This is a genomic window from Streptomyces sp. NPDC048111 (assembly GCF_043202815.1).
Lineage (GTDB): Bacteria > Actinomycetota > Actinomycetes > Streptomycetales > Streptomycetaceae > Streptomyces.
On the sequence record NZ_JBIDBD010000013.1, the window covers coordinates 86258 to 107601 of the forward strand.

At 71.5% G+C, this 21344-nt stretch carries 22 protein-coding genes and 1 pseudogene; 11 read left to right on the top strand and 12 right to left on the bottom strand.

What is annotated here, in order from left to right:
* Positions 1–157 precede the first annotated feature (157 nt).
* From ACGF3I_RS21330 to ACGF3I_RS21340, 3 genes are all read right to left on the bottom strand, one after another.
* Entirely contained in the window at positions 158–1006 is an 849-nt protein-coding gene (locus ACGF3I_RS21330) for an SMP-30/gluconolactonase/LRE family protein (RefSeq protein WP_393134279.1), read from the bottom strand.
* A complete protein-coding gene (locus ACGF3I_RS21335; RefSeq protein WP_393134281.1) occupies positions 1003–1773 on the bottom strand; it encodes an IclR family transcriptional regulator in 771 nt (256 codons plus the stop codon). The genes ACGF3I_RS21330 and ACGF3I_RS21335 overlap by 4 nt, the downstream gene beginning before the upstream one ends.
* 191 nt (positions 1774–1964) lie before the next feature.
* Positions 1965–3194 carry an alpha/beta hydrolase family protein gene (locus tag ACGF3I_RS21340; protein ID WP_393134283.1) on the bottom strand — a complete coding sequence of 410 codons (1230 nt, stop codon included), beginning with the start codon at positions 3192–3194 and terminating at the stop codon, positions 1965–1967.
* Positions 3195–3322: 128 nt separating this feature from the next.
* Here ACGF3I_RS21340 and ACGF3I_RS21345 point away from each other — a divergent pair, with 128 nt between their 5' ends.
* The gene (locus tag ACGF3I_RS21345) at positions 3323–3916 is read left to right on the top strand and encodes a TetR/AcrR family transcriptional regulator (RefSeq protein ID WP_393134285.1); all 594 of its coding nucleotides are present in this window, start codon (positions 3323–3325) and stop codon (positions 3914–3916) included.
* A gap of 55 nt (positions 3917–3971) precedes the next feature.
* On the opposite strand, the gene ACGF3I_RS21350 is transcribed toward ACGF3I_RS21345, so the two are convergent.
* Positions 3972–5060 (bottom strand): alcohol dehydrogenase catalytic domain-containing protein, encoded by a 1089-nt coding sequence (locus ACGF3I_RS21350; protein WP_393134287.1) that lies wholly within the window; start codon positions 5058–5060, stop codon positions 3972–3974.
* Between the two features lie 109 nt (positions 5061–5169).
* Between ACGF3I_RS21350 and ACGF3I_RS21355 the strand changes: the two genes are divergently transcribed.
* Positions 5170–6072, top strand: coding sequence for a LysR family transcriptional regulator (locus ACGF3I_RS21355; protein ID WP_393134289.1), 903 nt, complete (start codon positions 5170–5172; stop codon positions 6070–6072).
* A 142-nt stretch (positions 6073–6214) separates the two neighbouring features.
* On the opposite strand, the gene ACGF3I_RS21360 is transcribed toward ACGF3I_RS21355, so the two are convergent.
* The gene (locus tag ACGF3I_RS21360) at positions 6215–7654 is read right to left on the bottom strand and encodes an FAD-dependent monooxygenase (RefSeq protein ID WP_393134291.1); all 1440 of its coding nucleotides are present in this window, start codon (positions 7652–7654) and stop codon (positions 6215–6217) included.
* A gap of 116 nt (positions 7655–7770) precedes the next feature.
* Here ACGF3I_RS21360 and ACGF3I_RS21365 point away from each other — a divergent pair, with 116 nt between their 5' ends.
* The 3 genes from ACGF3I_RS21365 to ACGF3I_RS21375 all read left to right on the top strand — a co-directional run bounded on the left by ACGF3I_RS21365 (position 7771) and on the right by ACGF3I_RS21375 (position 9888).
* Positions 7771–8736 carry an Lrp/AsnC family transcriptional regulator gene (locus ACGF3I_RS21365; protein WP_393134293.1) on the top strand — a complete coding sequence of 322 codons (966 nt, stop codon included), beginning with the start codon at positions 7771–7773 and terminating at the stop codon, positions 8734–8736.
* Positions 8737–9125: 389 nt separating this feature from the next.
* Entirely contained in the window at positions 9126–9746 is a 621-nt protein-coding gene (locus tag ACGF3I_RS21370; RefSeq protein WP_393134458.1) for a DUF3291 domain-containing protein, read from the top strand.
* A gap of 19 nt (positions 9747–9765) precedes the next feature.
* Positions 9766–9888: a hypothetical protein gene (locus ACGF3I_RS21375; protein WP_393134459.1), complete on the top strand. Its 123-nt coding sequence runs from the start codon at positions 9766–9768 to the stop codon at positions 9886–9888.
* 123 nt (positions 9889–10011) lie between these two features.
* Here the strand turns inward: ACGF3I_RS21375 and ACGF3I_RS21380 are convergent.
* The 3 genes and pseudogenes from ACGF3I_RS21380 to ACGF3I_RS21390 all read right to left on the bottom strand — a co-directional run.
* Positions 10012–10773, bottom strand: a pseudogene (locus ACGF3I_RS21380) (Ku protein); the annotation flags it as partial.
* Positions 10774–10917: 144 nt separating this feature from the next.
* Complete coding sequence (fabV, locus tag ACGF3I_RS21385; RefSeq protein ID WP_393134295.1) at positions 10918–12162, bottom strand: enoyl-[acyl-carrier-protein] reductase FabV; 1245 nt, start codon at positions 12160–12162, stop codon at positions 10918–10920.
* A 197-nt stretch (positions 12163–12359) separates the two neighbouring features.
* Positions 12360–12827 (bottom strand): MarR family winged helix-turn-helix transcriptional regulator, encoded by a 468-nt coding sequence (locus ACGF3I_RS21390; protein ID WP_393134297.1) that lies wholly within the window; start codon positions 12825–12827, stop codon positions 12360–12362.
* A 256-nt stretch (positions 12828–13083) separates the two neighbouring features.
* Between ACGF3I_RS21390 and ACGF3I_RS21395 the strand changes: the two genes are divergently transcribed.
* The gene (locus ACGF3I_RS21395) at positions 13084–13455 is read left to right on the top strand and encodes a VOC family protein (protein WP_393134299.1); all 372 of its coding nucleotides are present in this window, start codon (positions 13084–13086) and stop codon (positions 13453–13455) included.
* A gap of 196 nt (positions 13456–13651) precedes the next feature.
* On the opposite strand, the gene ACGF3I_RS21400 is transcribed toward ACGF3I_RS21395, so the two are convergent.
* The gene (locus tag ACGF3I_RS21400; protein ID WP_393134300.1) at positions 13652–14215 is read right to left on the bottom strand and encodes a cysteine hydrolase family protein; all 564 of its coding nucleotides are present in this window, start codon (positions 14213–14215) and stop codon (positions 13652–13654) included.
* Positions 14216–14486: 271 nt separating this feature from the next.
* Between ACGF3I_RS21400 and ACGF3I_RS21405 the strand changes: the two genes are divergently transcribed.
* The 4 genes from ACGF3I_RS21405 (at position 14487) to ACGF3I_RS21420 (ending at position 18582) form a co-directional block, all read left to right on the top strand.
* The gene (locus ACGF3I_RS21405) at positions 14487–14975 is read left to right on the top strand and encodes a hypothetical protein (protein WP_393134302.1); all 489 of its coding nucleotides are present in this window, start codon (positions 14487–14489) and stop codon (positions 14973–14975) included.
* A gap of 795 nt (positions 14976–15770) precedes the next feature.
* On the top strand, positions 15771–16121 hold the full coding sequence (locus ACGF3I_RS21410; RefSeq protein WP_393134304.1) for a PadR family transcriptional regulator: 351 nt from the start codon (positions 15771–15773) through the stop codon (positions 16119–16121).
* Positions 16118–17020, top strand: coding sequence for a hypothetical protein (locus ACGF3I_RS21415; RefSeq protein WP_393134306.1), 903 nt, complete (start codon positions 16118–16120; stop codon positions 17018–17020). The genes ACGF3I_RS21410 and ACGF3I_RS21415 overlap by 4 nt, the downstream gene beginning before the upstream one ends.
* Positions 17021–17316: 296 nt before the next feature.
* Positions 17317–18582, top strand: a complete 1266-nt coding sequence (locus ACGF3I_RS21420) for an acyltransferase family protein (RefSeq protein WP_393134308.1) — start codon at positions 17317–17319, stop codon at positions 18580–18582.
* 54 nt (positions 18583–18636) lie between these two features.
* Here ACGF3I_RS21420 and ACGF3I_RS21425 read toward each other — a convergent pair whose 3' ends face one another.
* Positions 18637–19236 carry a DUF2867 domain-containing protein gene (locus tag ACGF3I_RS21425; protein WP_393134310.1) on the bottom strand — a complete coding sequence of 200 codons (600 nt, stop codon included), beginning with the start codon at positions 19234–19236 and terminating at the stop codon, positions 18637–18639.
* A 97-nt stretch (positions 19237–19333) separates the two neighbouring features.
* Here ACGF3I_RS21425 and ACGF3I_RS21430 point away from each other — a divergent pair, with 97 nt between their 5' ends.
* Positions 19334–19891 carry a TetR/AcrR family transcriptional regulator gene (locus ACGF3I_RS21430; RefSeq protein WP_393134312.1) on the top strand — a complete coding sequence of 186 codons (558 nt, stop codon included), beginning with the start codon at positions 19334–19336 and terminating at the stop codon, positions 19889–19891.
* 6 nt (positions 19892–19897) lie between these two features.
* On the opposite strand, the gene coaD is transcribed toward ACGF3I_RS21430, so the two are convergent.
* Together coaD and ACGF3I_RS21440 are read right to left on the bottom strand one after the other, a co-directional pair.
* The gene (gene coaD / locus ACGF3I_RS21435; protein WP_393134313.1) at positions 19898–20323 is read right to left on the bottom strand and encodes a pantetheine-phosphate adenylyltransferase; all 426 of its coding nucleotides are present in this window, start codon (positions 20321–20323) and stop codon (positions 19898–19900) included.
* A 168-nt stretch (positions 20324–20491) separates the two neighbouring features.
* Positions 20492–21217, bottom strand: a complete 726-nt coding sequence (locus tag ACGF3I_RS21440; RefSeq protein ID WP_393134314.1) for a dienelactone hydrolase family protein — start codon at positions 21215–21217, stop codon at positions 20492–20494.
* Positions 21218–21344: the final 127 nt, after the last annotated feature.

Consider the following 21344-nt stretch of genomic DNA (forward strand, 5'->3'; position numbering starts at 1 on the left):
CTCCGGGAGGGATCCGCCGGGGGGGGGGGGGGGGGGGCCCCCCCCCCCCCCCCCAAAACCCCCCCCCCCCCCCCCCCCGCCCCCCCCCCCCCCCCACCCCCCCCCCGCGCCCCCCCCCCCCCCCCCCCCCCCCCCCCCCACGGCACATGACGGCACATCAGCCGCCGAAGGCCGTCCCCGGCAGTCCGCGCCCCGCCCCCGGCACGACGAGCAGCGAACCGGCGAGCGGGTGGGGTGTGGCCGGGCCGACGCGGGCGGAGGTGATGTAGAGGTCGGTCAGGCCGGGGCCGCCGAAGGCGCACGCGGTCGGGCGCCGCACGGGCAGCTCCACCACGTGGTCCAGAGAGCCGTCCGGCGCGTACCGGTGCACCGCGCCGCCGTCCCACAGGGCGACCCACACCCCTCCTGCGGCGTCCACGGTGAGCCCGTCGGGATGTCCCGCGCCGGTCTCCACGGAGGTGAACGGCTTCCGATTGTGGGCGAGTTGGCCGTCGAAGTCGAAGACGTCGACGGTCCGGGTCGGGGTGTCGATGTAGTACATCAACTGCCCGTCCGGGCTCCAGCCGATGCCGTTGCTGACGCTGACGTCGCCGAGGACGGTGGTCGAGCGGCCGTCCGGGGCGACCCTGGCCAGGGTGCCTCCGCCGGGCGCCTCGTCGTAGCGCATCGTTCCGGCCCACAGCGCGCCGTCGGGAGCGACGGCCGCGTCATTGGCGCGCCGGCCCGGCACGGGGTCGCGCAGGAGCCACCGGAAGCTGCGGCTGCCCTCGGGCCCGTACAGGCCGATGCCGTCGCGGAGGTTGACGACCAGACCGCCGCCGGCGCGCGGCTTGGCCGCGCCCACGTGCTGTTCGGTGGGCATGACGGTGCGGCGTCCGGTGCCGGGGTGGTAGGTGTGGATCCGCGAGGAGAGGATGTCGACCCAGATCAGCCGCCCGCTCGCCGCGTCCCAGGTCGGCCCCTCGCCGAGTGCGGCCGCCTCGCGCACGGCGACCTCGTACGTCACGGCGTGCCCCGGTGGCCGAGGCGGGCCGACAGGTCGCCCGCTCCCTTGCGGGCCAGTTCGGCCAGTTCGCCCTCGCGGTCGGCGCTCCAGCGGATCATCGGAACGGAGACGGACAGTGCCGCCACCACGCGGCCGGTGCGGTCCCTGACCGGCGCCGCCACACAGCTGACGTCCGGGTTCGACTCGCGGTGCTCGACGGCCGTGCCGCGCTCGCGGATCTCGGCGAGGGCGACGCGCAGCGCGTCCTGGTCGGTGATGCTGTCGGGGGTCATGCCGGTCAGCTCGCGTCCGGCGAGGCGGGCGTCGAGTTCGGCCTCGGGCAGTGCGGCGAGCAGCATCTTGCCGACGGAGGTGCAGTGTGCGGGCAGCCGGCGGCCGGCCGCCGAGACCATGCGCACGGCGTGCGTGGAGTCGACCTTGGCGATGTAGATGACGTCGGTGTCCTCCAGGATCGCGACGTGGACGGTCTCGTCGCAGGTCTGCGCCACCTCGCGGGCCACCTGCTGTCCCTCGGCCGCGAGATCGAGCTGCTCGGCGTACCGGCTGCCGAGCTGGTAGGTGCGTACGCCGAGCCGGTAGCGTCCGGGCTGCTCGGGCACGGGGGCCAGGTAGGAGCGGGCCGCCAGGGTGGTGAGCAGCTCGTGGACCGTGGTGCGGGGCAGTTGGAGGCGCCGTGTGACATCGGGCGCGGAGAGGGCGCCCTCGCTCTCCAGGAAGAGTTCGAGCACGTCCAGCGCCCTGGTCACCGCCGGAACCAGTCGGCCCACGTCCGCCACCCACCCTCTTCGTTCGAAACTCCGGCCACTGCCCGGTATGACGAACACAGGCTAACCACAGGGGCGTTCGGCGGGCAATGGGGACGACACCGGGGCGGGCGGAGCGGCCGGACGCGAGGCACCGGCGGGCGCCGGCACCCCCCGGGGCGTGACGGGGGTGCTCGGCGGACCCGGGTCGCCGGTCAGGCGGTGACCGTGGTGCTGAGGGTGTCGTCGAGCCAGTCGAGGATGCGGGCGCCTGCCAGGCGCATCGCGCCGGGGTGGCAGTGGGCTCCGGCGCCCTCCTCGGTGGTGAAGCGCATGAGGGTCTTGGGACAGGTCAGGTGGGCGTAGAGCTTTTCGGGCTGGCCCTTGAAGAACATGTCCTCCTCGGCGTCGCACACGAGGGTGGGGCACTGGATCTTCTCGGCGATTCCGTCGGCGAGGGTGTAGTCGAGGTAGGAGGCGGAGAAGGCGCGGGGGCTGTCGACGCCCATGACGTACATGCCGTGGTTCATGGCCCAGCGGGAGATCGGGTCCCTGGTCATGAGCTGTTCGAGGGCCGCGTCGAGTTCGGGGGCGCTCTCGCTGCGCAGGAGCCGCTCGGCCTCCTCGCGGGGCCCGGGGATGTTGCGGACAGATATCTCGCCGAGCTCGTACAGTCCGTCGACGGCGATGACCGCGGCGAGGCGGTGCTCGAAGGCGGCGGCCCGGGGGGCGAGGATGCCGCCCATGCTGAGGCCGAGGAGCGCGATCCGTCGGTCGTCGATGTCCGGGACGCTCTCGGCGAAGTCGATGACGGGGGTGATGACGTTCTCCCAGTCCGGGCGGAACACCAGACCCTGGTGGTGGCGCGGGCCGGGCATGCCGGGGCCGTCGAAGAGGAGCACGTTGTAGCCGCGCTCGACGGCCGCGGTCGCCCCGAAGAAGTGCATCTCCTCGGCGGTGCCGTCGAAGCCGTTGTGCATGATCAGGGTGGGACGGGGCGTCCCCGACTCGTCGACCCGGTAGAGGTATCCCGGCAGGGTGGTGTCCTCGTAGGGGATCTGGACGGGCTCGATGCGCGGGGAGGTGTAGAGGGCCGCTGCGGCCCTGAAGCACTCGACGCTGCGGTCGTAGGCGCCGTCGTGGCGCGGGTCGCACGGGTGGCCGTGCAGGAAGAACTCGGCCGACCGGTAGTAGTTCGAGGCCCGCAGGAAGCCGTCCCGCGCGCTGACCTTGTGCCCGGCCTTCAGCGCCTTCTCGGCCTCCCCGGCGACCCGGTCGGCGGTGGCCGCCCACTCCGTGTACCAGCTGTCGAAGTCGCCCTCGGTGATCCGCCCGGCGGTGGAGAGGACCTCGCCGAAGTCGGCGCCGCCGTAGGCGATGTGGCTCATCGAGCGCAGGGTCTCGTACCAGAACTGGATGTTGTTGGGGAACAGGATCTGCTGCATCGCACTCTCCTCGGAGCGTCGGCCGACGATCGCCGGACCACCCACAAGCACAGATCTGTGCTTGTGATGAACAGGACTGTAGCCCCATCCGGCGCACTAAGCAAACATCTGTGCTTACGATGGGTGTCATGAGCCCTCATCCGTCGGCACCACGTATCCGCAAGAGCCCCGAGCAGGTCCGCTCGGCCGTCCATCAGGCGGTCATCGATCTGCTGTCCGACCCCGAGGGAGCCGATCTCTCCATTCCCGCGATCGCCCAGCGCGCGGGCGTCAACCACACGAGCGTCTACCGGCGTTGGGGCAGCCGCGACGCGCTGCTGGCCGATGTGGTCACCACCCGTCTCGAACTGGACTCGCCCCTGACCGACACCGGCAGCCTGCGCGGTGACCTCATCGCCTGGATGCGAGCGGGGGTGGCGAGCATCCACACCGTGGAGGGCCGGGCCCTCATCCGCGCCGTCGCCCTCTCGATGCCGAGCGCCACTCCCGCGCGGGGGGAGCGCAGGCAGCAGTTCCAGCGCCGCCTGTCCTCCATCGACAACATCCGGCAACGCGCGGCGGCCCGCGGCGAGAGCCCGCCGCCACTCGAGGAGATCCTGGACCAGCTCCTGGCCCCGCTCTACATCCGGGCGATCTTCTCCATCGACCCGCCGGACACCGGCTACCCCGAACTGCTGGTGGACCGCCTGCTCGACGACACCCGCGCACGCGGGGCCGCGTGAATCACCCGGCCCCGCCGCCGGCCGGCCCCGGGCCCGCGCCGTCACGCCACGGGACTCAGGCGGCCCGCGGCATCAGGGCGGTGCGGTCGAACGGGCCGCCGTGTGCAGCGGCGTACGCGATGGCGTCGTTGACCTCGTCCAGGCCGAACGAACGGACCCGTTCCGGCGCGAGATCCAGCGTGCCAGCGGCGAGGAGCCGGATGATGCCGACGTTCGCCGTGCGCGGGTACATCCACTGCCCGCGCACGGTGACCGAGTTCCGCATGATCCACGGGTACGGGAGGGCGAGGTCGTCGCCGCCCAGCATGCCGACGCCGCCCATCAGGACGACCCGCCCGTACTCGCGGACCGTCATGGCCGCGGCGCGCGCCACCGCGCTGGGCGCGCTCGGCGGGAGCAGGTCGATGACCATGTCGATCGGGCCTTCGGCCGCCGCGGTCATCGCCGCGCGGTCGGCCGCTTCGTCACCGCTCAGGGCAACCGGACGCACCCGCTCACCGAAACGGTCGGCCAGCAGGCGGAGCGCGGCCCGGTTGCGGCCGGGCGCGACGACGCGGCCCGCACCCATGGCGAGCGCGACCGCGACCGCGCAGCTGCCGAGGTTGCCGGTCGCCCCGCTCACCAGCAGCGTCTCCCCCGCCGCAAGGGCGCCGGCGAGCAGCCCGCCGTACGCGATGACATGGGTGCCGAGCGCGGCCCAGCGGGCCGGATCCCGGCCCGCCGCATCGGGCAGGGCGAAGACGTTCTCCGTCGGCACGCGCATCAGCTCGGCGAACGACCCGTCATGCAGGTACCGCGCGAGCCGGGCCCCTCCCTCACCGCGTGAACTCCAGCCCTGCAGCGTGATGTCGGGCGTCAGGGCATCGTCGCGCGAGCGGACCGTGACATCGCACCACACCAGGTCCCCGGCCCGCAGCCGCGTGGCGTCCGGACCCGCGTGGACGATCCGTCCGACGCCACCGATGCCGGGCACCACCGGCGGGACGAGGGGGTAACGGCGTGCACCGCTGAACACCTCGGCCGCGTACGGGGCCACGCAGGTCGCCAGCACCTCGACCACCACCTCGCCCCCTCCCGCCTCGGCATCGGGCACCTCGCCGACCGTGAGCGGGGCACCGAATTCCCGTAGTACTGCTGCTCGCACGTGAAGGACCTCCAGGTTGTCGTCCGTTTCCGTTCGTCCGTTCCGACGCTAGAAGCCTTGTGGGCATGCGGGAAGCGACGATTGCGCATCCGTGGTATGCGTAAACCGCATGGACATCTCCAGTGCGGGCCTGCGGGTCCTGCGGCAGATCGCCGAGTCCGGCAGTTTCACCGCGGCGGCGGTGCGGCTCGGCTATACGCAGTCGGCGATCTCACGCCAGGCCGCCGCCCTCGAACGGAGCGCGGGCACCGCCCTGTTCGAGCGCCACCCCGGCGGGGCCCGCCTCACTCCGGCCGGGCTCACCCTGCTGCGGCACGCCCGCACCATCCTCGACTGCCTCGCCACGGCCGAGCAGGACCTCGCCGGCACGGCACCGCAGACCGAGCAGGTACGCCTCGGGGTGGTCCTCAGCGCGGGCGCCGCCCTCCTGCCCGCGACCCTCGCGCGCCTCGCCGCCACCCACCCGCACATCAGCGTCACGACGACCGAGGGCACCACACCCACCCTGCTCCGGACCCTGCGCGCCGGCACCATCGACCTGGCCCTCCTCACGTCCCGGCCGCCCCACCGCCCCCTCGACGGCGAATCACCACGCCTGCACGTCGAGACGGTCACCGACACCGAACTCGTGGTCGCGGCCGCCTCCACGGGGGCGTTCGCCGGACGCGGCACCGTGCACATCGACGAGCTGGTCGACGTCCCGTGGATCGCGACGCCGGCCTCGGCCTCCGAACCGCTCCTCGGCGTCTGGCCGGGCCTGCCCGCACGGCCGCACATCGCCCACCGCGCCCGCGACTGGCTCACCAAACTCCACCTCGTCGCGGGTGGCTTCGGCATCACGACGGTTCCCTCCGGCCTCGCCCCGGTGCTGCCGCCCGGTGTGCGCCTCCTCCACGTCGAAGGCGCTCCCACCGAGGTCCGCCGGATCCTCGTGGCCCGTCTGCCGGGCCCCTCGGCCGCGGCCGCCACCGCTGTCACGGCCGTCACCCGAGCGATCGTCGCGTCCGCCTGAATGAGATGCCCGCGACCGCCGAGGCACCCTGCCACCCCCGCCGCGAAAGGCCCGTCCGGCCCCGCGCGCCGGGGGGCCGTCTCCACCCGCCACGCCCAAGACGAGCCGGGCCGTCGCCGAGCACTCCCTGCTCCGCGTCGCCTCACGGCGTGCGCGGCTCCCCGAACCACCGGGTGAGCGCCTTCTCCGGGTCGTTCGCGCCGGCCCAGCACACATAGCCGTCCGGACGGATCAGCATCGGCCCGCTGTCGGCGCCCGCGACCACGCGGTCGACGCGGTCCGCCCAGAGGGCGGCCGTCGCGGCGTGGGCGTCGGCCGGGTCGAGGAGTATGCCCCGCCCGGACCGCAGCAGTGCGTGCAGTCGGCCGGTGCCGAGTTCCCGGTCGGATGCCTCGCGGCCGACCAGCGGATGGTCATCGGCGCCCGGCATCGGGTAGCGGACAGCCGTCCCGGCCATCAGATCCGCCACATAGTGCTGCACGGCCGGAAGTTGGGCCATGTCCCGGAAAAGCTCGCGGGCGGCGACCACCTCGGGGTCGCGCGTGCCGGACCAGTCCATCAGCAGACTCTGGGCCCGCACGTTGCGCAGCACGGCGGCTCCCACCGGATGCCGCTCCGCGTGGTAGGTGTCGAGCAGCCCGTCCGGCGCCCAGCCCCGAACGGCCGCCGCGAGCTTCCAGCCGAGGTTGAACGCGTCCTGCATACCGGTGTTCATCCCCTGTGCGCCGAGCGGGAGATGGACGTGGGCGGCGTCGCCCGCGAGGAACACCCGTCCGTGCCGGTACTGCTCGACCTGCCGGGACGCGTTGGTGATGCGGCGGGCGTACCGCAGTTCGACCAGCCCCACCCGCGTACCGAAGACGATGCTCAGCGCCTCGCGTATCTCGTCCTCGGTGACCGGCAGGTCACGGGGCAGCGAGCGGCCCGGGCCGCCGAACACGAGCCGGCGCAGTGGCCGGCCCAGCTGGTCGGTGCCGATCGGGAACACGGCCACCCAGTGCCCGTCCTCGCTCCACGTGTGCGAGGTGTCCGGTTCGCCGCTCAGCCGTACGTCGGCGGCCACGATGGTCAGCGTGCCGGCCTCCCCGGGGAACGCGGCCCCGAGCAGCGACCGTACGGTGCTGTGCGCCCCGTCGGCCGCGACCAGGTAACGGGCGCGCAGAGAGCGGCCGTTGGCGAAGAACGCGGTGACCCCGGCACCGTCCTGGGCGAGCCCGGTCAGCTCGTGCTCCCTGCGGGCCCGCAGGCCGTGCGCGGCCAGGTGCTGCTCGAAGAACCCCTCGACGGCCACCTGCGGCACGGACCGCCACGGGAGCCGGTGCCGGTCGGGGTCGTGCGGGAGCGGGATGCCGGCGAAGTGGCCCGTCGTGACGGGGTGCTCGCCCGTCGCCAACAGCGGTTCGAGCAGGCCTCGTTGGTCGAGCGCCTCCAGGGTGCGGGACTGCACGCCGCCCGCTTTGGACAGCTCACCGCGCCGCGCCAGCCGGTCGACGAGAACGGTCGCCACACCCTCCCTCAACAGCTCGTTCGCCAGCGTCATGCCCGTCGGTCCTGCGCCCACGACGAGTACATCGGTATCCACAAGCCCTCCACGGTCCGGGTCGATCGGAACGAACCCCATACTTCGCCCGGCCACTCGGCACGACCAAGCAACTCCCCTCAATACGCCCGTACTTGACACCGGCTAGCCTCAACCCGATGGAATCCGACTACGACGAACTCGACCGCCGACTCGTCCACGCACTGCAGGTCGACGGGCGCGCACCGTTCAGCACCCTCGCCGAGGTCCTTGGCGTTTCGGACCGCACGGTGGCCCGCCGGTACGGCAGGCTGCGGTCGGCCGGGGCGATCCGCGTGCTCGGCGGGATCGACCCCACCGCGCTCGGCGCCGCCCTGTGGTTCCTTCGGGTGCGCTGTGCGCCCGCGGCCTCCCTCTCGGTCGCCGAGGCCCTGGCCCGGCGGCCCGACACGTCCTGGGTGAGCCTCAACTCCGGTGGTACGGAACTGACTTGCGTGGTCCGCACCATGGACGAGGCGGACGGCGAGACACTTCTCCTGGCCAAGCTGCCCCGCACCCCACGTGTGGAGGGCGTGACCGCACACTCGGTCCTGCACATCTTCTACGGCGGGCTCAACAACTTAGCGGGCAAGCTGGGGCCGTTGGACGCGGCGGCGATCGAGCGCCTGCGCCCGCCCCCGATGCCCCACCGACAGGGACCGGTACGCCTGGACGACGGTGACCGCAGGCTTCTCGCCCTCCTCTCCGTCGATGGGCGGGCCGGTTTCGAAGAGTTGGCCTCGGCGACGGGCTGGTCGGCGTCCACGGTCCGGCGCCGTATGACGGAGCTGCGCGAACACGGAGTTCTCTATCTCGATCTCGACGTCGACTGGCGCATGTTCGGCGTACGCGCCCGTGCCCTGCTCTGGCTGTCGGTCGCCCCCGCCCATCTGGAGGCGACCGGCCGGGCGCTGGCCGCACACCCGGAAATCGCGTTCGCCGCCGCCACGACGGGCCCGACCAACCTGTACGCGAGCGTGGTCTGCACGAGCCAGCCGGAGCTGTACCGCTATCTGACCACGCGACTCGGCGCCCTTCCCGCGATCACCCACTTCGAGACGGCGCCGGTGATCAAGACGATCAAGCAGGCGGCGAACCGGGCGTAGCGCCCGCGCACCCGAGGGAGGGTGGGTCGGCGCGGGCCGACTGCGCGAGTGTCCGCGAGAGGTGTGCCTCGTGAGCCTGCAATCGGGAAGCCACATGGAGACCATGTGGAAGCCACGTGGGCGGAGAAATCGCAACTTCGACAACGGCGGCGGAGGCGGTTACCTTCGCCTGGTCCTCGGCAATCACCCACCGCCACGCAGGAGTTCACAAAGCCGAGCACCCACGCCGGGAACGGCCGACCGTGCCCACGCCTCCGCGCATGCCCGTGCCCCTCGCCCACGCCCAAGCCCCCGCCCAGGAGCCGTCGCCCCCGCGCTACGCCGCCCTTGCGTGGGCCACCCACCGCATCCGGCCCCGCAGCGAACCAGCAACCATCAGGGAGAACCACATGTCCCAGCTCGCGCTGTACACGTTCGGCGTCCTGAAGGCGCCCCTCGCCGATCCCGCCCCGCTCACGCATGCCCTGATCGAGAGCGGCGAGGCCGTCTACCCGGCGATCAGCGGCCACCCCGGATACCTCGCGCACGCCGAAGCGGCGGACGGCGCGCGGGGCTCACACTTCGAGCTGAACTGGGGGGCGTGGGGAGAGTTCGTCGTACCAAGCTGGTACGAGAAGGGCCGCACCCCCGAAACCACCGCCCTGGCCGCCACCCTCTCCCTCTGGACCGACCCGCGCTCCGCCTTCGACGCCATCTACACCGGTGTCCACCGCGAGGCGCTGAACAGGCGCTACGACTGGTTCGAGCGGACCGATTACGCGAACTACGTGTTCTGGTGGGTGGCGGACGGCGTGATACCCACCTGGCAGGACGGGGTGACCCGACTGGAGCACCTCCACGCCCACGGCCCGGCGCCACACGCCTTCACCTTCCGCCACGCGTACACCACGGAAGGATCGCCGACCACGCTGAAGGACGAGCGCACTGAACGACGCGGAGCCCCGTCGGCCGACCCACTAGGGGCGATCCGCGACTCCGACGGCAGCCACTCCGCCACCCGCGCGGGATGACGAGGAGGACCTACGACGCCTGCTTGAGGGCGTCCACCAGGTCGTCGCGCGTCATGTGGGAGCGGCCCGGGATGTCGGCCGCCGCCGCCTTCTTGTAGAGGTCGGACTTGGTGAGGCCCGCGAGGTCCGCGGACTTGGGTGAGGAGCGGATCCGCTTCTTGCCGGTCGGCTTCTTGCTACCGGCGGCGGTGCCCGTGTCGCGCCGGGCGGCGGCGCCCCGCGCCTTGCCGGCAGCCGCGCTCCGGGGCTCGCGGGCCCGGTCGACACTGGCCTGCAGGGCCTGCATGAGGTCAACGGCACCCGTGGGCTCCGCGGCCGGCTCCGCCTTCTCCACCGTCTCGCCCGACTGTTTGGCCTTGATGAGGGCGGCGACCTTCTCCTGGAAGGTGTCGTGGAACTGCTCGGGGTCCCAGTCCGTCGTCAGCGCTTCGATGAGCTGTTCCGCCATCTTCAGCTCTTTCGCGGTGGCCTTCGTCCTGCCCGGCAGGCCGTCGATCTCGGACTTCGGATCCCGGATCTCGTCCGCCCAGTGCAGGGTGTGCAGCGTCAGCAGACCGTTCTCGGCCTTCAGGGCGACCAGATACTCGTGCTGGCGCATCACGAACGTGGCGATCCCGGCCTTCCCCGATTTCGCCAGCGCCTGCTCCAGGAGGCTGTAGACCTTCCCGAAGCCCTTGCCGCGCGGGCCGAGGTAATAGGTCCTGTCGAAGAAGATGGGGTCGATCTCCTCCAGGTCGACGAAGCCGGAGATCTCCAGGGCCTGCGAGCGCCCAGGAGCGATCTCGTCGAGCTCCTCCGGCTCCACCAGGACGTACTCCCCCGCACCCGTGTCGTAGCCCTTGACGATGTCGTCGAGCTCGACCTCCTTGCCCGTGCGTTCGTTCACCCTCCGGTTGCGGATCCGGTCCGAGGTGCCGCGCTGGAGCTGGTGGAAGTGGACGGTGTGGCTGTCCGTGGCCGTGTAGAGCCCGACGGGCAGGCTGACCAGCCCGAACGAAAGGTTCCCGGCCCACACGGGTCGCGCCATCACCACCACCGCCTTCGCCACACCCCAGCCGTCGTCGGCTCCAGCTCACCGCCTCCCGTCGAACTCCGCAATCCCAGGGGGTCTGCTCAGGGCGGGGCGGGGGCGATGCGGGGGGGCTGCTGTGCGGGCCCCGGGAGGCGTGGGTCAGGTGGTGGGCACGGGCCAGGGGACGTCGGTCTCGACGGCGGCCGCGTAATCGACGCCGGGCACGGAGAAGCCGTAGAGGCGGCGGACCTCCTCACTGAACCAGTCGAGATCGGCGAGCCCGGTGATGGTGTCGCTGGTCGCCATGCTCCAGCGCTCGGCGACACTGCTTTGGACGGCGGGATCAAGTTCCCAGGTGTCCAGACGGACCCGTCCCTCGGCGTCGAGGTCGAGCGCCCGGGCTCCGGTCAACTGGTCCCACAGCTCTACCAGTTGACCGATCGGGGGCACCATACTGTCGCCGAGAACCCCCCGCAGGAGCCCGACGTACAGGGCGATGCCGGGGATCGCGGTGGAGGACTGAGTGACGGCAGCCGCGTTGACGGAGGTCACGGCGCGGCCCCCGAGGGTCCTGCCGAGGCGCTCGTCCAACCTACGTGCGGTGGCTTCGAGATGGGCCTTCGCCGCACCAATGGTGCCCTGCCGGTAGATCGCCGCGGTGAGGGGCGAGCCGATGTAGGAAAGGGCTGCGGTGGTGAAGCCTTCGGCCAGCAGGGAGCGCTCCGCGAGGTGGGTGTTCCACCGCTCCCAGTCGGCACCGCCCATCACCGCCACGGTTGCCTCGATGTCGTCGCCCTCGGCCGGTGCGGTGGTGACTTCTGTGATCTCCGGGGTGCCGCGCTCGTCGAAGACAAGGGTTTTGGTGGTGTGCTGCGCGCCGATCGGTCTCAGGACCGAGGCGTGCACGGTGCCCGTCTCCGGGTCGGTGCGGCGGGGCGCGGCCACCGAATAGACCAGGTAGTCGAGCCGCCCTCCGAAGCGCTCGGCCAGGAGGTCGGCGACCTGCTCCTTCATCGCGTCACCGAACGCGTCACCGTTCAAGAACACCATGTCCCGCCCGTATTGGCGGGCAAGCCGGGCGGTGGCGGCGGTGCGGTACCAACCGGCCGTGCCGGTGCGCCGGGCAGGCGCCTTCTCGAAGCACACGCCGATGCCGCGGATACCGACGCGGGCCAGGCCGGCGATCGTCGCGGCCAAACCGTAACCGGCCGACGACCCGATGATGAGGGCGACTGGTCCCTCTCTTCCGACTGAGGCCGGGGCCGACGGCGGGGCCGGGGCCGGGGCCGGGGCCGGGGCCGGAACAGCCTGCCACATGTCGTCGACCAGCTGTCGACACCCGACAGGGTGCGAGTCGAGGAACAGGAAGCCCCGGCCCTTGGGCGTGATGACGCGCTCACTCACGTGTGATGTCCCCGATGTTGTGGTTGTCGGACGTACAGCAGCCGTAACGGCCACCCCGCCCCGCAAGTCTGCGCCCGCCCGGAGACCGGAGGTGATCTTTGCGAGGCACAACGATGCATGACCGGACTTGGAGGGTTCCCACTACGTCTGACGGTCCGGCCGGAACCGGGGGGCGCTTCCCGCGAGCCCGCGAAGCATCAACCTTCCAGGGCCGCCGACATGCGCTCGAGGTCGGCGAGGAGTGCCGCGCGGCGCCCGGGCGGGATCGACTCGACCATCCGGTGCTCGACGGCGTACACGGCGGCCTGCACCGAGGCGAGACGCGCCCGCCCTTCCTCGGTGAGAGAGGCGGGCCGCGCTCGGCCGTGTTCGGCGGTGGCGGGCCGGCTGATCAGCCCCGCTTCCTGCAGGCCCCTCAACACGACGTTGCCGGACTGCCGGGTGACGAAGGTGGCCCGGGCGAGGTCGGCGTTCGACATCCCGGGGTTGCGGGCCAGGAGTTCGAGAGTGGAGTACTGCGGCACGGTCAGCCCGTGCTCCCGCACCGCCTTGTCCATCGCTCCGCGCAGGGCGGCCTGCGCCCGCTTGAGCAGGTATCCCACATGCTGCGTGACGTCGTCCGCCGAACGGACGGACTCCGGTGCCGCCGGCTCACTTTCCCTCATGTCAGTATTTTGACATGGATCGCTTGGCGACCTAACCTCAATGTCAAAGTCCTGACATCGAGTCTCGACATCAAGTCCTGACATGGCCGGGGCGCACTCCTGCCGTAGGGGCGCACTCCTGCCGTACGCGCCGAGGCGCGCCCCGACATACGAGCTCGCATACATACCGAAACGCGCCCCGACGTACGCCCCGGCATGCACCCCTGGCGTGCATCGCGACTGGGGCCCCCGACCTGCAAACCCAAGGAGAATCCCCATGCCTGCCACCCTCGACGGTCCCGATTTCATCGCCCTCCAGGTGCATGACGTGGATGCGGCGGCGACCTTCTGCGAGCAGCACCTGGGTCTGCGCCGAGCAGCGGTCTCGCCCCCGCACGCCGTCGTGTTCGACACCAAGCCGACACCCTTCGCCGTCCGCGCTGTCCTGCCCGGCGTCGACCTCACCGAAGTCGCGCACCCGGGCCTCGGCGTCGTGATCTGGTTCCAGACCTCGGACGCCCGTCAGCTCCACGATCAATTGGTCGCCGCCGGCGTCGAGATAGTCGAACCCGTGACGGACAGCCCGTTCGGCCCGAAGTTCTCGTTCGCGGGCCCGGAGGGTTACACCCTGACGGCGCACGGGGGCTGACGGGCCTCGCCGCCGTCCAACTCGGCCCATCTGACGCCGACTTCACCGCCTCACAGGCGGCCGCGACTGCACCGCGAGCACTTGGGGTGGTGCACCTCTCTGTGCGCCACCCCAATGCGTCACCGCCACTCGCCACCGCCACACGCGGCTGCGTGCATGGCCGCGATGTGCCGCCTTTCGGGCGCGACACGTGCCGTCACTCGGATGCGATGCAGCGGAGCCAGTCCTCGACCTCATAGACGTCCGCCCACTGCGGGAACAGCCTCTCGGTGAGCATCCGATGGACCTCGGGGTCGGTGTCGAGGCACGCGTCCGTCAGGACGGTGAGCCCGAAGTCGAGGTCGATGGCACGCCACAGGGTGGACAGCACCACGGCACTCGTGGCGATGCCGGTGAGTACGAGGTGGTTCACATCGCGCGCCCGGAGCACCAGGTCGAGATCGCTGCCCGAGAACGCGCTCCCCCGCCTCTTGGTGACCACCACATCACCTTGCCGCGGCGCGACATCGGGATGGATCCCGGTGCCGGCAGCCCCTTCGGTGAACAAGCCGGCCCGCACCACGTTCGTGATCACCTTGTTGCGCGGGCTGACCTCCGGGTCTCCCCGCCGTAACCCCATGACGACGTAGATCACGGGGATACCCGCGGCCCTGCCTCCGTCGATCGCGCGTCGCAGGCGCGACAGATACCCGGAGCCGTCGTCCGCGATGGCCACCACATCCCGCTGGACGTCCATCACCAGAAGCGCCCTGTTCGCCATGCCGAGATTCCCTTCTCCGGAGCAGATCAAGGCAAGTCTCGCGGATCGGTGGAGCGGGGGGGCGTGGACCGGGGCCTCCAACGCCCTCACCTCCCTGCCCGGTTTCGACGATCGCGCCCAACGCAGTTGCGAAGAAAGCCCGTTGGAGCACAGCCGGCCGCCGACCGAACACGGGGCCCCCGTAACGACAAGTCACCCCCTGCCCTAGGATCAGATGTACGACAGCCTCGACGTATGAGCGTCGGCGCGCGCGAGGAAGAAGGTGCCCAGCGTGAATCTCCTCCCCATCGACGTCGGTCCTCTCAACCCCGCCGTGCCCGATCTCCTGCTCGGCGGCGTCGCGTTCGGCCTCTGCTTCTGGGTGGTGGCAGGCGTGCTGCTGCCCCGCCTCCGGCAGACACTGCACGAGCGCGAGGCCCTCACCACCGGCCGCTCCGAAGAGGCCGACGCCATCCTCGCCGAGGCGGCCGACATACGCGCCCAGTACGAGGCCGAGCTCGCGTCCGCACGTCACGAGGCGGCGCGCATCCGGCAAAAGGCACACGAGGAAGGCACGGTGGCCATCATGGACGCGCGTGCCGAGGGCGCACGCGAGCGCGAGGCCATTCTTGCGTCCGGAGCGGCGGACATCGCCGCCGCACGCCAGGCCGCCGAGGCGGAACTGCGCCCGTACGTCCACGTCATGGCTGTCGAACTGGCCGGCCGCATCCTGGGAGAGCCCTGCCCCGCGTCGGCACCCGCGCCCGCCCGCGAGAGCTGACCCAGGGCGGCAGCTGCCGGCCGGGCCCAGGGATTGCGCCGCAGATTCGGTACCCCCGGGACCCGGTGACCTCATGCCCCAGTGGCCCGGCAACCCGGTAGCCCAGGCCCAGGCACCCCAGCACCCCAGCACCCCAGCACCCCAGCACCCCAGCACCCCAGCACCCCAGCACCCCAGCGAGTGTGGCCCGTTGGCCCGCGGCGGCAACCGCCCGGGCCCACCCCCCTACGCCACGCCAATTCCTCACCGCAGCCGGAGAAGCGCACGGGGGCAGAGCGAGCAACCGCCCTCAATTCCACCAGCGCGCCGCGCACCATCCGCGCACTCGCGCTCACCCCGCCCCCCTTCTCCGGCTGCCGCTCCAGCCGCGCCTCCGGGCCGACCCCTCCCGCCCCTTCGGCCTTCCTGTTCCAAGACCCGGCAAGATCAGGGCGGTAAGCCATGGGCCGCCGTCCGGACGCCTCGGCCATCGCGATCGGCAGCGCCCGCGTGCGGACCCTCAGGAGCCAGAACGGGCAGCGCCGAACCAAGCCCACCCCCCCCATCGGGCCAGGGGTCGTGGCCCGCGACGCCGTTACGCCGAAGGGCCAGAGCCACGTACCGCATCCGCCGAAGCGCGCCGGCACCTCGCCCCCCCCCCGGCTGCTAAACCCAGTAACTCACCTACCAGTGAGCCCAGTTCAGGCTAGATCGCCCTCCGCTCCACACCCCCCCTGCATAACCGCGGGGCCACCCACCCCCTCCTCAGCGCCCTCCCCTTCCGCCATATGCCGGTGAATGACATATGGTGGTCTCATGACTGACCGTGCGATGCGGGAACCGACCCTGCCCCTCCCTACCGCGCTCGCGGACGAGCCGCGTCACGGCTACACGATCGCCCGCGGCGCGGAAGCGCTATCCGGCGAACGCGTACGTCTGCGGGCCGACACCCGTTACAGGGCGCTGGAACGCTCCTCGCAGCAGAGGCTGATCAGGGCACACAGCGAGGAGGTCGCCGAGGGCCGGCCGCGTCGCAGCCACGCCCTGACTTCCCGCGGATGCCGGGCCCTGGCCGCCGCAGCCACCCAAACCACGGCCACCACCCGCGCGGCCGCATCGCGGCGCGGTACAGATTCGGGTGGCGTCGCCAGGGCGGTCGCCGCATGAACCGCGTACTGCTGCGCCTCTACCCGGCGGACTTCCGGCGGTTGTTCGGCGAGGAGTTGGTCGAGGCCTACCGCGAGGCCACCGAGGGAGCGGGCCGGGGCGTCCGTCTTCGCGAAAGCGCCGACGTGGTCGCACAGGGTCTGCGCCTGCGCCTCGGCATCGGATCCGCGCACCGAGGCGGGCGGCTCCTCGCCGCGAGCGCGCCCTTCGCCCTGGCCGCCACGGCTGCGTACGCCGCGTTCAACCTGGTGGGGACCGTCGGTGACTGGTACGTGATCCGCGGCGCCGGCGCCTCCGGGAGCGTCGCCCCGCTCATGACGCTGCTGAACGCCGGCTATGTGCTGACGCTGATCGGCGCGGTGGTCGCACTCGCCGGACGGTACCTCCCCGGTGCCCTGTGTGCCCTTGCCGGGACGGTGGGCAGCGCGCTCGGCTTCCTCGACCCGATCTGGCGCGTGCCGCCCGCGCTCGACTGGCCCCTCATGGGGTGCCTGTTCGCCCCGATCCTGGTCGCGAGCCTCGCGCTCGGGTGTCCCCCTGACCTGCGGCCGGTACGGCGGGCACGCGGCGGTGCGGGTGTGCTCGCGGTCGTGATGTGGGCCGTACTCCTGGTCGCCGCTCTCGTCGTGATCGATCCGCTCGGGCTCGGCCTCCTCTTCCACTGGCGCTTCGGCGTACCTCTGGCGGCGGCCCTCCTGCTGGTGGGGCGCCAGGCCTTCGCCCGGATTAACTCGGCGACGCAACTTGCTTGTGCGGCAAGCCCGTTCGTCATCACTCTGCACTTCTCCGGATGGGGACGCAGCGGGGAGCTTCTGGCGATCGTCGCCGCGCTGGCCGTCATCGCCGCGGTCCTGCGACTGCGTCGCGGCGGTGGGCAAGGCACGGTGAACCCCGCCTGACAGTCGCCCAGTTGGCGATCCGCCCGTCGCTGTGGCGTGCGGTTTCGCCGCCCTCCGGCATGCCCCGATGCATCGCGTACGGCTCGCACGACAGCCGCGACTCGTACGAGAGAACGGCGTCTTGCGTGCGGGCTCCGTGCCAGTCGAGCAGGCCTGCTTCGCCCGAGGTCGAGCCAAGTCGGAGGCCGAGGCCGCGGTCGACGCCCTCCCGGACGGCGAGCGCATACGTCCGTCGCCGCCGCTTTCACCCTCCGACCCGTATGTCACAACCCGCGCCCCCGGCCACAGGAGTTTCGATGCCCGCGTCTGCGCCCACACCTGCACCTACACACACCAAGGCCCGCCCATGCTTCCCCGAGCCCGACGAGCCCGTTGAGCCCGGCGAGCCCCTTGCTGCCGCACGGCAAGGCTCCGCCCGGCCCGCCCCGGCGCCCGGGCGTCTGGCGGCAGTCGACGGGCTGCGGCTGGTCGCCGCGATCGCCGTGGCCGCCTACCACTACGTCGGCACCCCGACCGCGCGCTTCTGGGGCGAGAACTACGAGCTGGCGCAGGTGGCGCCGCTGCTGCACGCGGTCAGCGGTTACGGGTGGCTCGGTGTCGAGGCGTTCTTCCTGATCAGCGGGTTCGCCATCTGCATGAGTTGCTGGGGTCGCACCCCGGCGCAGTTCGCCGTCTCCCGTATCGCCCGGCTCTTCCCGCTGTACTGGGCGGTCGTCCTGCTGGTCGTGGTGATGGGCACGGTGGCCGTCCTCGGGGGACAGAGGTCCGGGGCACCGATCGATGTCCGCACCACGCTCGGCAACTTGACGATGATTCCCAGCCCGCTGGGGGTGCGCTTCACGGCCGGGGTGGCGTGGACGCTGTGGGTGGAGGCGCGCTTCTACCTCCTCGTCGGCGCGCTCCTGCTGATCGGCCTGACCTACCGACGCGTCGTGGCCTTCGGGTTCATGTGGCTGGTGGCGGCGGCGATCGGACGTGAGCTGCACTCCGCCGTGCTGGACGAGATCCTGCTCAGCCAGTATGCCGGGCTCTTCGTGGCCGGGATGGCGCTCTACCTGATGCACCGCTACGGAGCCAATCTGCTGCTGTGGCTCCTGGCCGGGTTCGCGTGGTGCTACACCCTGACGGTCCTGGACGACCGCGTCGCCTCGCACTCCACGTCCAACTGGCCGGTCAGCGCTGCCGTACTCAGCGCCTTCTTCGTCCTGCTCGCCCTCGCGGGTCCGGGGCCGCTGCGCCATCTGCGCTGGCGGGCCCTCGTCTACGCCGGTGCCCTGACGTACCCCTTCTACCTGGTCCACCAAAGCGTCGGCATACCCGTGACGCGGGGCGTCCTCAAGGCCCTGCCTGCCATCGGCCTGCTGCCCTGCATAGCCCTCGGCCTGCTCTTCTCCCTTGCCCTGGCCGCCGCCCTGCACCGCCTGGTGGACCGCAAACTGGGCCGCCTGCTCCGCCACCACCTGACCAACGCCCTGAACCCCGCCCCGAGGGGCCCGCACCGCAAAGCGCCCACGACGACCGTACGAGCACCGCTCGACGCCCGCAGCTCAACTTCGCCCTGACGCACGGCACTTGAGCCGTGCAGCGGAACGGCACGGCAGGAAGTCCCCGCTCGCTCAGCCCGAACTCCGCTCGCGAAGACCCTCCTGCCATCCGCGGCCGATGGTACGCATCAGCGCCGGGTACACGCCGAGATACCGGAAGGGTTTGATCGCGGCCATGTAGAGGCCGCCGAACCGGCCGTTGGGCTTGACCAGGACCGCCATCTGGCCGCGATAGGCGCCGGCGCCGTCCGGTACCCAGCCGATGTGCATCACCGCGTGGACCGTCCGGTTGGCCATCTCGGCCGCCCATTCGTCCCGGGTGAGATAGAGCGAGCTGAACTTGCCCGAGCCCATGTCGGGCCCCCGCGGTTCCCTGAGGTCGGCGGGGAGGCGGTCACGCAGGGAAGCCGTCCGGGAGCCGACGCCGGCGTCGGACTTGTCCCAGCCGAGCAGCGCGCCGAGTCTCCAGCGCACCGCGAACAACAGCCGCGAGACGGGGGTGTCCCCCCGCACCCCGCCCTTGATCCCCTCGGCCAACTGCCGCACCAGCCACTCCAGATCGTCGCGACCGCCGGGGGTGGGCAGCGCCCACACGTCCTCGGTCGTGAAGTCCGGGGTGATCTCGTGGATCCGCCAGGGCAGTTCGGTGTGCGCGCTTCGGAGAAGTCGCATGAGTGGGCCCCCACATCTATACGGCAGCGTATGGATCGAGCGTAACCCCATCTATACGCCCCCGTATACTCATCGGCGACGTGAGGAGAGACACGACATGGGCACGACTCGCACGCCACGCGGCAAATGGATCGAGGAAGGCCTGCGCGCACTAGTGGCGGGCGGCCCCGAAGCCGTCCGCATCGAGGTGCTCGCGCAGGCACTGGGGGTCACCAAGGGAGGCTTCTACGGCCACTTCCGCAACCGGGGGGCCCTGCTCACCGAGATGCTCGACACCTGGGAGTACGAGGTCACCGAGAGCCTGATCGAGCAGGTCGAGGACGGCGGAGGCGACGCGAGGACCAAGCTGGCGCGGCTTTTCGACACCATCAGTACCGACGGGGGGCCGGCCCGCGGCGCCGCCGCGGACGTCGCGCTCCGCGACTGGGCCCGCCGCGACCCGGAGGTGGCCGAACGCCTGCGCCGGGTGGACAACCGTCACATGGACTACCTGCGTTCCCTCTTCTCCTCCTTCTGTCCCGACGAGGACGAGGTGGAGCTCCGCTGCTTCATCGCGATCTCGGTGCGCATCGGCAACCACTTCAACGCGGCCGACCATGTCGGCCGAAGCCGTGCCGAGGTCATGGAACTGGTCAGGCGCCGGCTCCTGGAGTGAACGGCGTCATTCCGGCGCGCGGCCCAGTTGACTCATCGTAGTGACCAGGGTGGAGGAGACGTGCGCGAGATCGGGATCTGCCGCGATGAAGACCGTTTCGACACCGGCCAGTTGATTGTTCATGCGCGCCATCGGCCATTCGTAGTCCAGGTCTGCCGCGCCTCGAACTCCCCGGACCACGACGCCGATTCCGGCTTCGCGGCAGTAGTCGACCAGGAGACCACCGGTGTGGGCGTCAACTGTCACGTTGGACAGACCGGTTGACGCCGCGCGAAGTCGGTCCAGCCGTTCCGCGACGGGAAAACGGCCCGTTTTGTTCGCGTTGACCATCACGCACACGACGACCTCGTCGAACAGCAGGGCAGCACGCCGGAGCACGTCCTGGTGGCCTTGAGTGACCGGGTCGAAAGATCCCGGGAAGAGGGCTCGCATGATCGAACAGGGTAACAAGGGGGCGTCACTTGGAGCGAGGCACCCGCTCCTTGCCGATGGCCGGGCGCCCGTGCGGCGCGGGCAGGCCCGGGGCCGCTTCGCGCGCTCGACGGCCGGGTCCCTGCCTTCCTGGAACCCCCGAACATCCGCCTGCTCCGGGCTGCCGGATCACTCCGTGAGGGGCAGGCACTCGGCGAGCAGATCGACGACGTCGCGCCAGGCCCGCTGCGCATGCTGAGGGTGGTGTCCGACGCCGGGGACCGTGGGGTGGTCGACCGGTGGGTGGTGGAAGGCGTGGAGGGCGCCGCCGTAGACAGTGAGGCGCCAGTCGATGCCGGCGGCCTGCATCTCGGTGGCGAAGGCGTCCCGTTGCGCGGGCGACATGATCGGGTCCTCCGACCCGACCCCGGCCCACACCGGGCAGCGGATGCGCGCCGCTTCGCCGGGCCGACCCGTGGTGGTCGCGTTGACCGTGCCGATCGCGCGCAGGTCGACGCCGTCGCGCCCGAGTTCCAGCGCGATGATGCCTCCGGTGCCGTAACCGATGGCGGCGATCCGGTCGGGATCGGTGCGCGGCTCGGCGCGGAGCACGTCGAGCGCCGCGTAGCCGATGGCGCGCAAACGGTCGGGGTCGGCGAGCAGCGGCGTGCAACGGGCGAGCATCTCCTCGGGGTCGCCCAGATAGCGCCCGCCGTGGAGGTCGAAGGCCAGCGCCACGTACCCCAGTTCTGCAAGCGCATCGGCCCGGCCGCGCTCGACGTCGCTGAGCCCCATCCCCTCCGGCCCGACCAGGACCGCGGGCCGGCGGTCGCCACCGGCGGGGAGCGCAAGGTGCCCGGACATCGTCAGGCCGTCGGCCGCGTATGCGACTGTGCGCGTGGTAACCGTCGTCATGAGACTGGACTGTAGTGATCGCCGGGCCCGGTGCGGCGGGAGTTCCGCTGCGGGCGGAAGGTGGGTCGGCGGGGTTCCGCTGAGGGTGGAAGGAGGGGCCCGGCGTTCGTTCCGCTGCGGGTGGAAG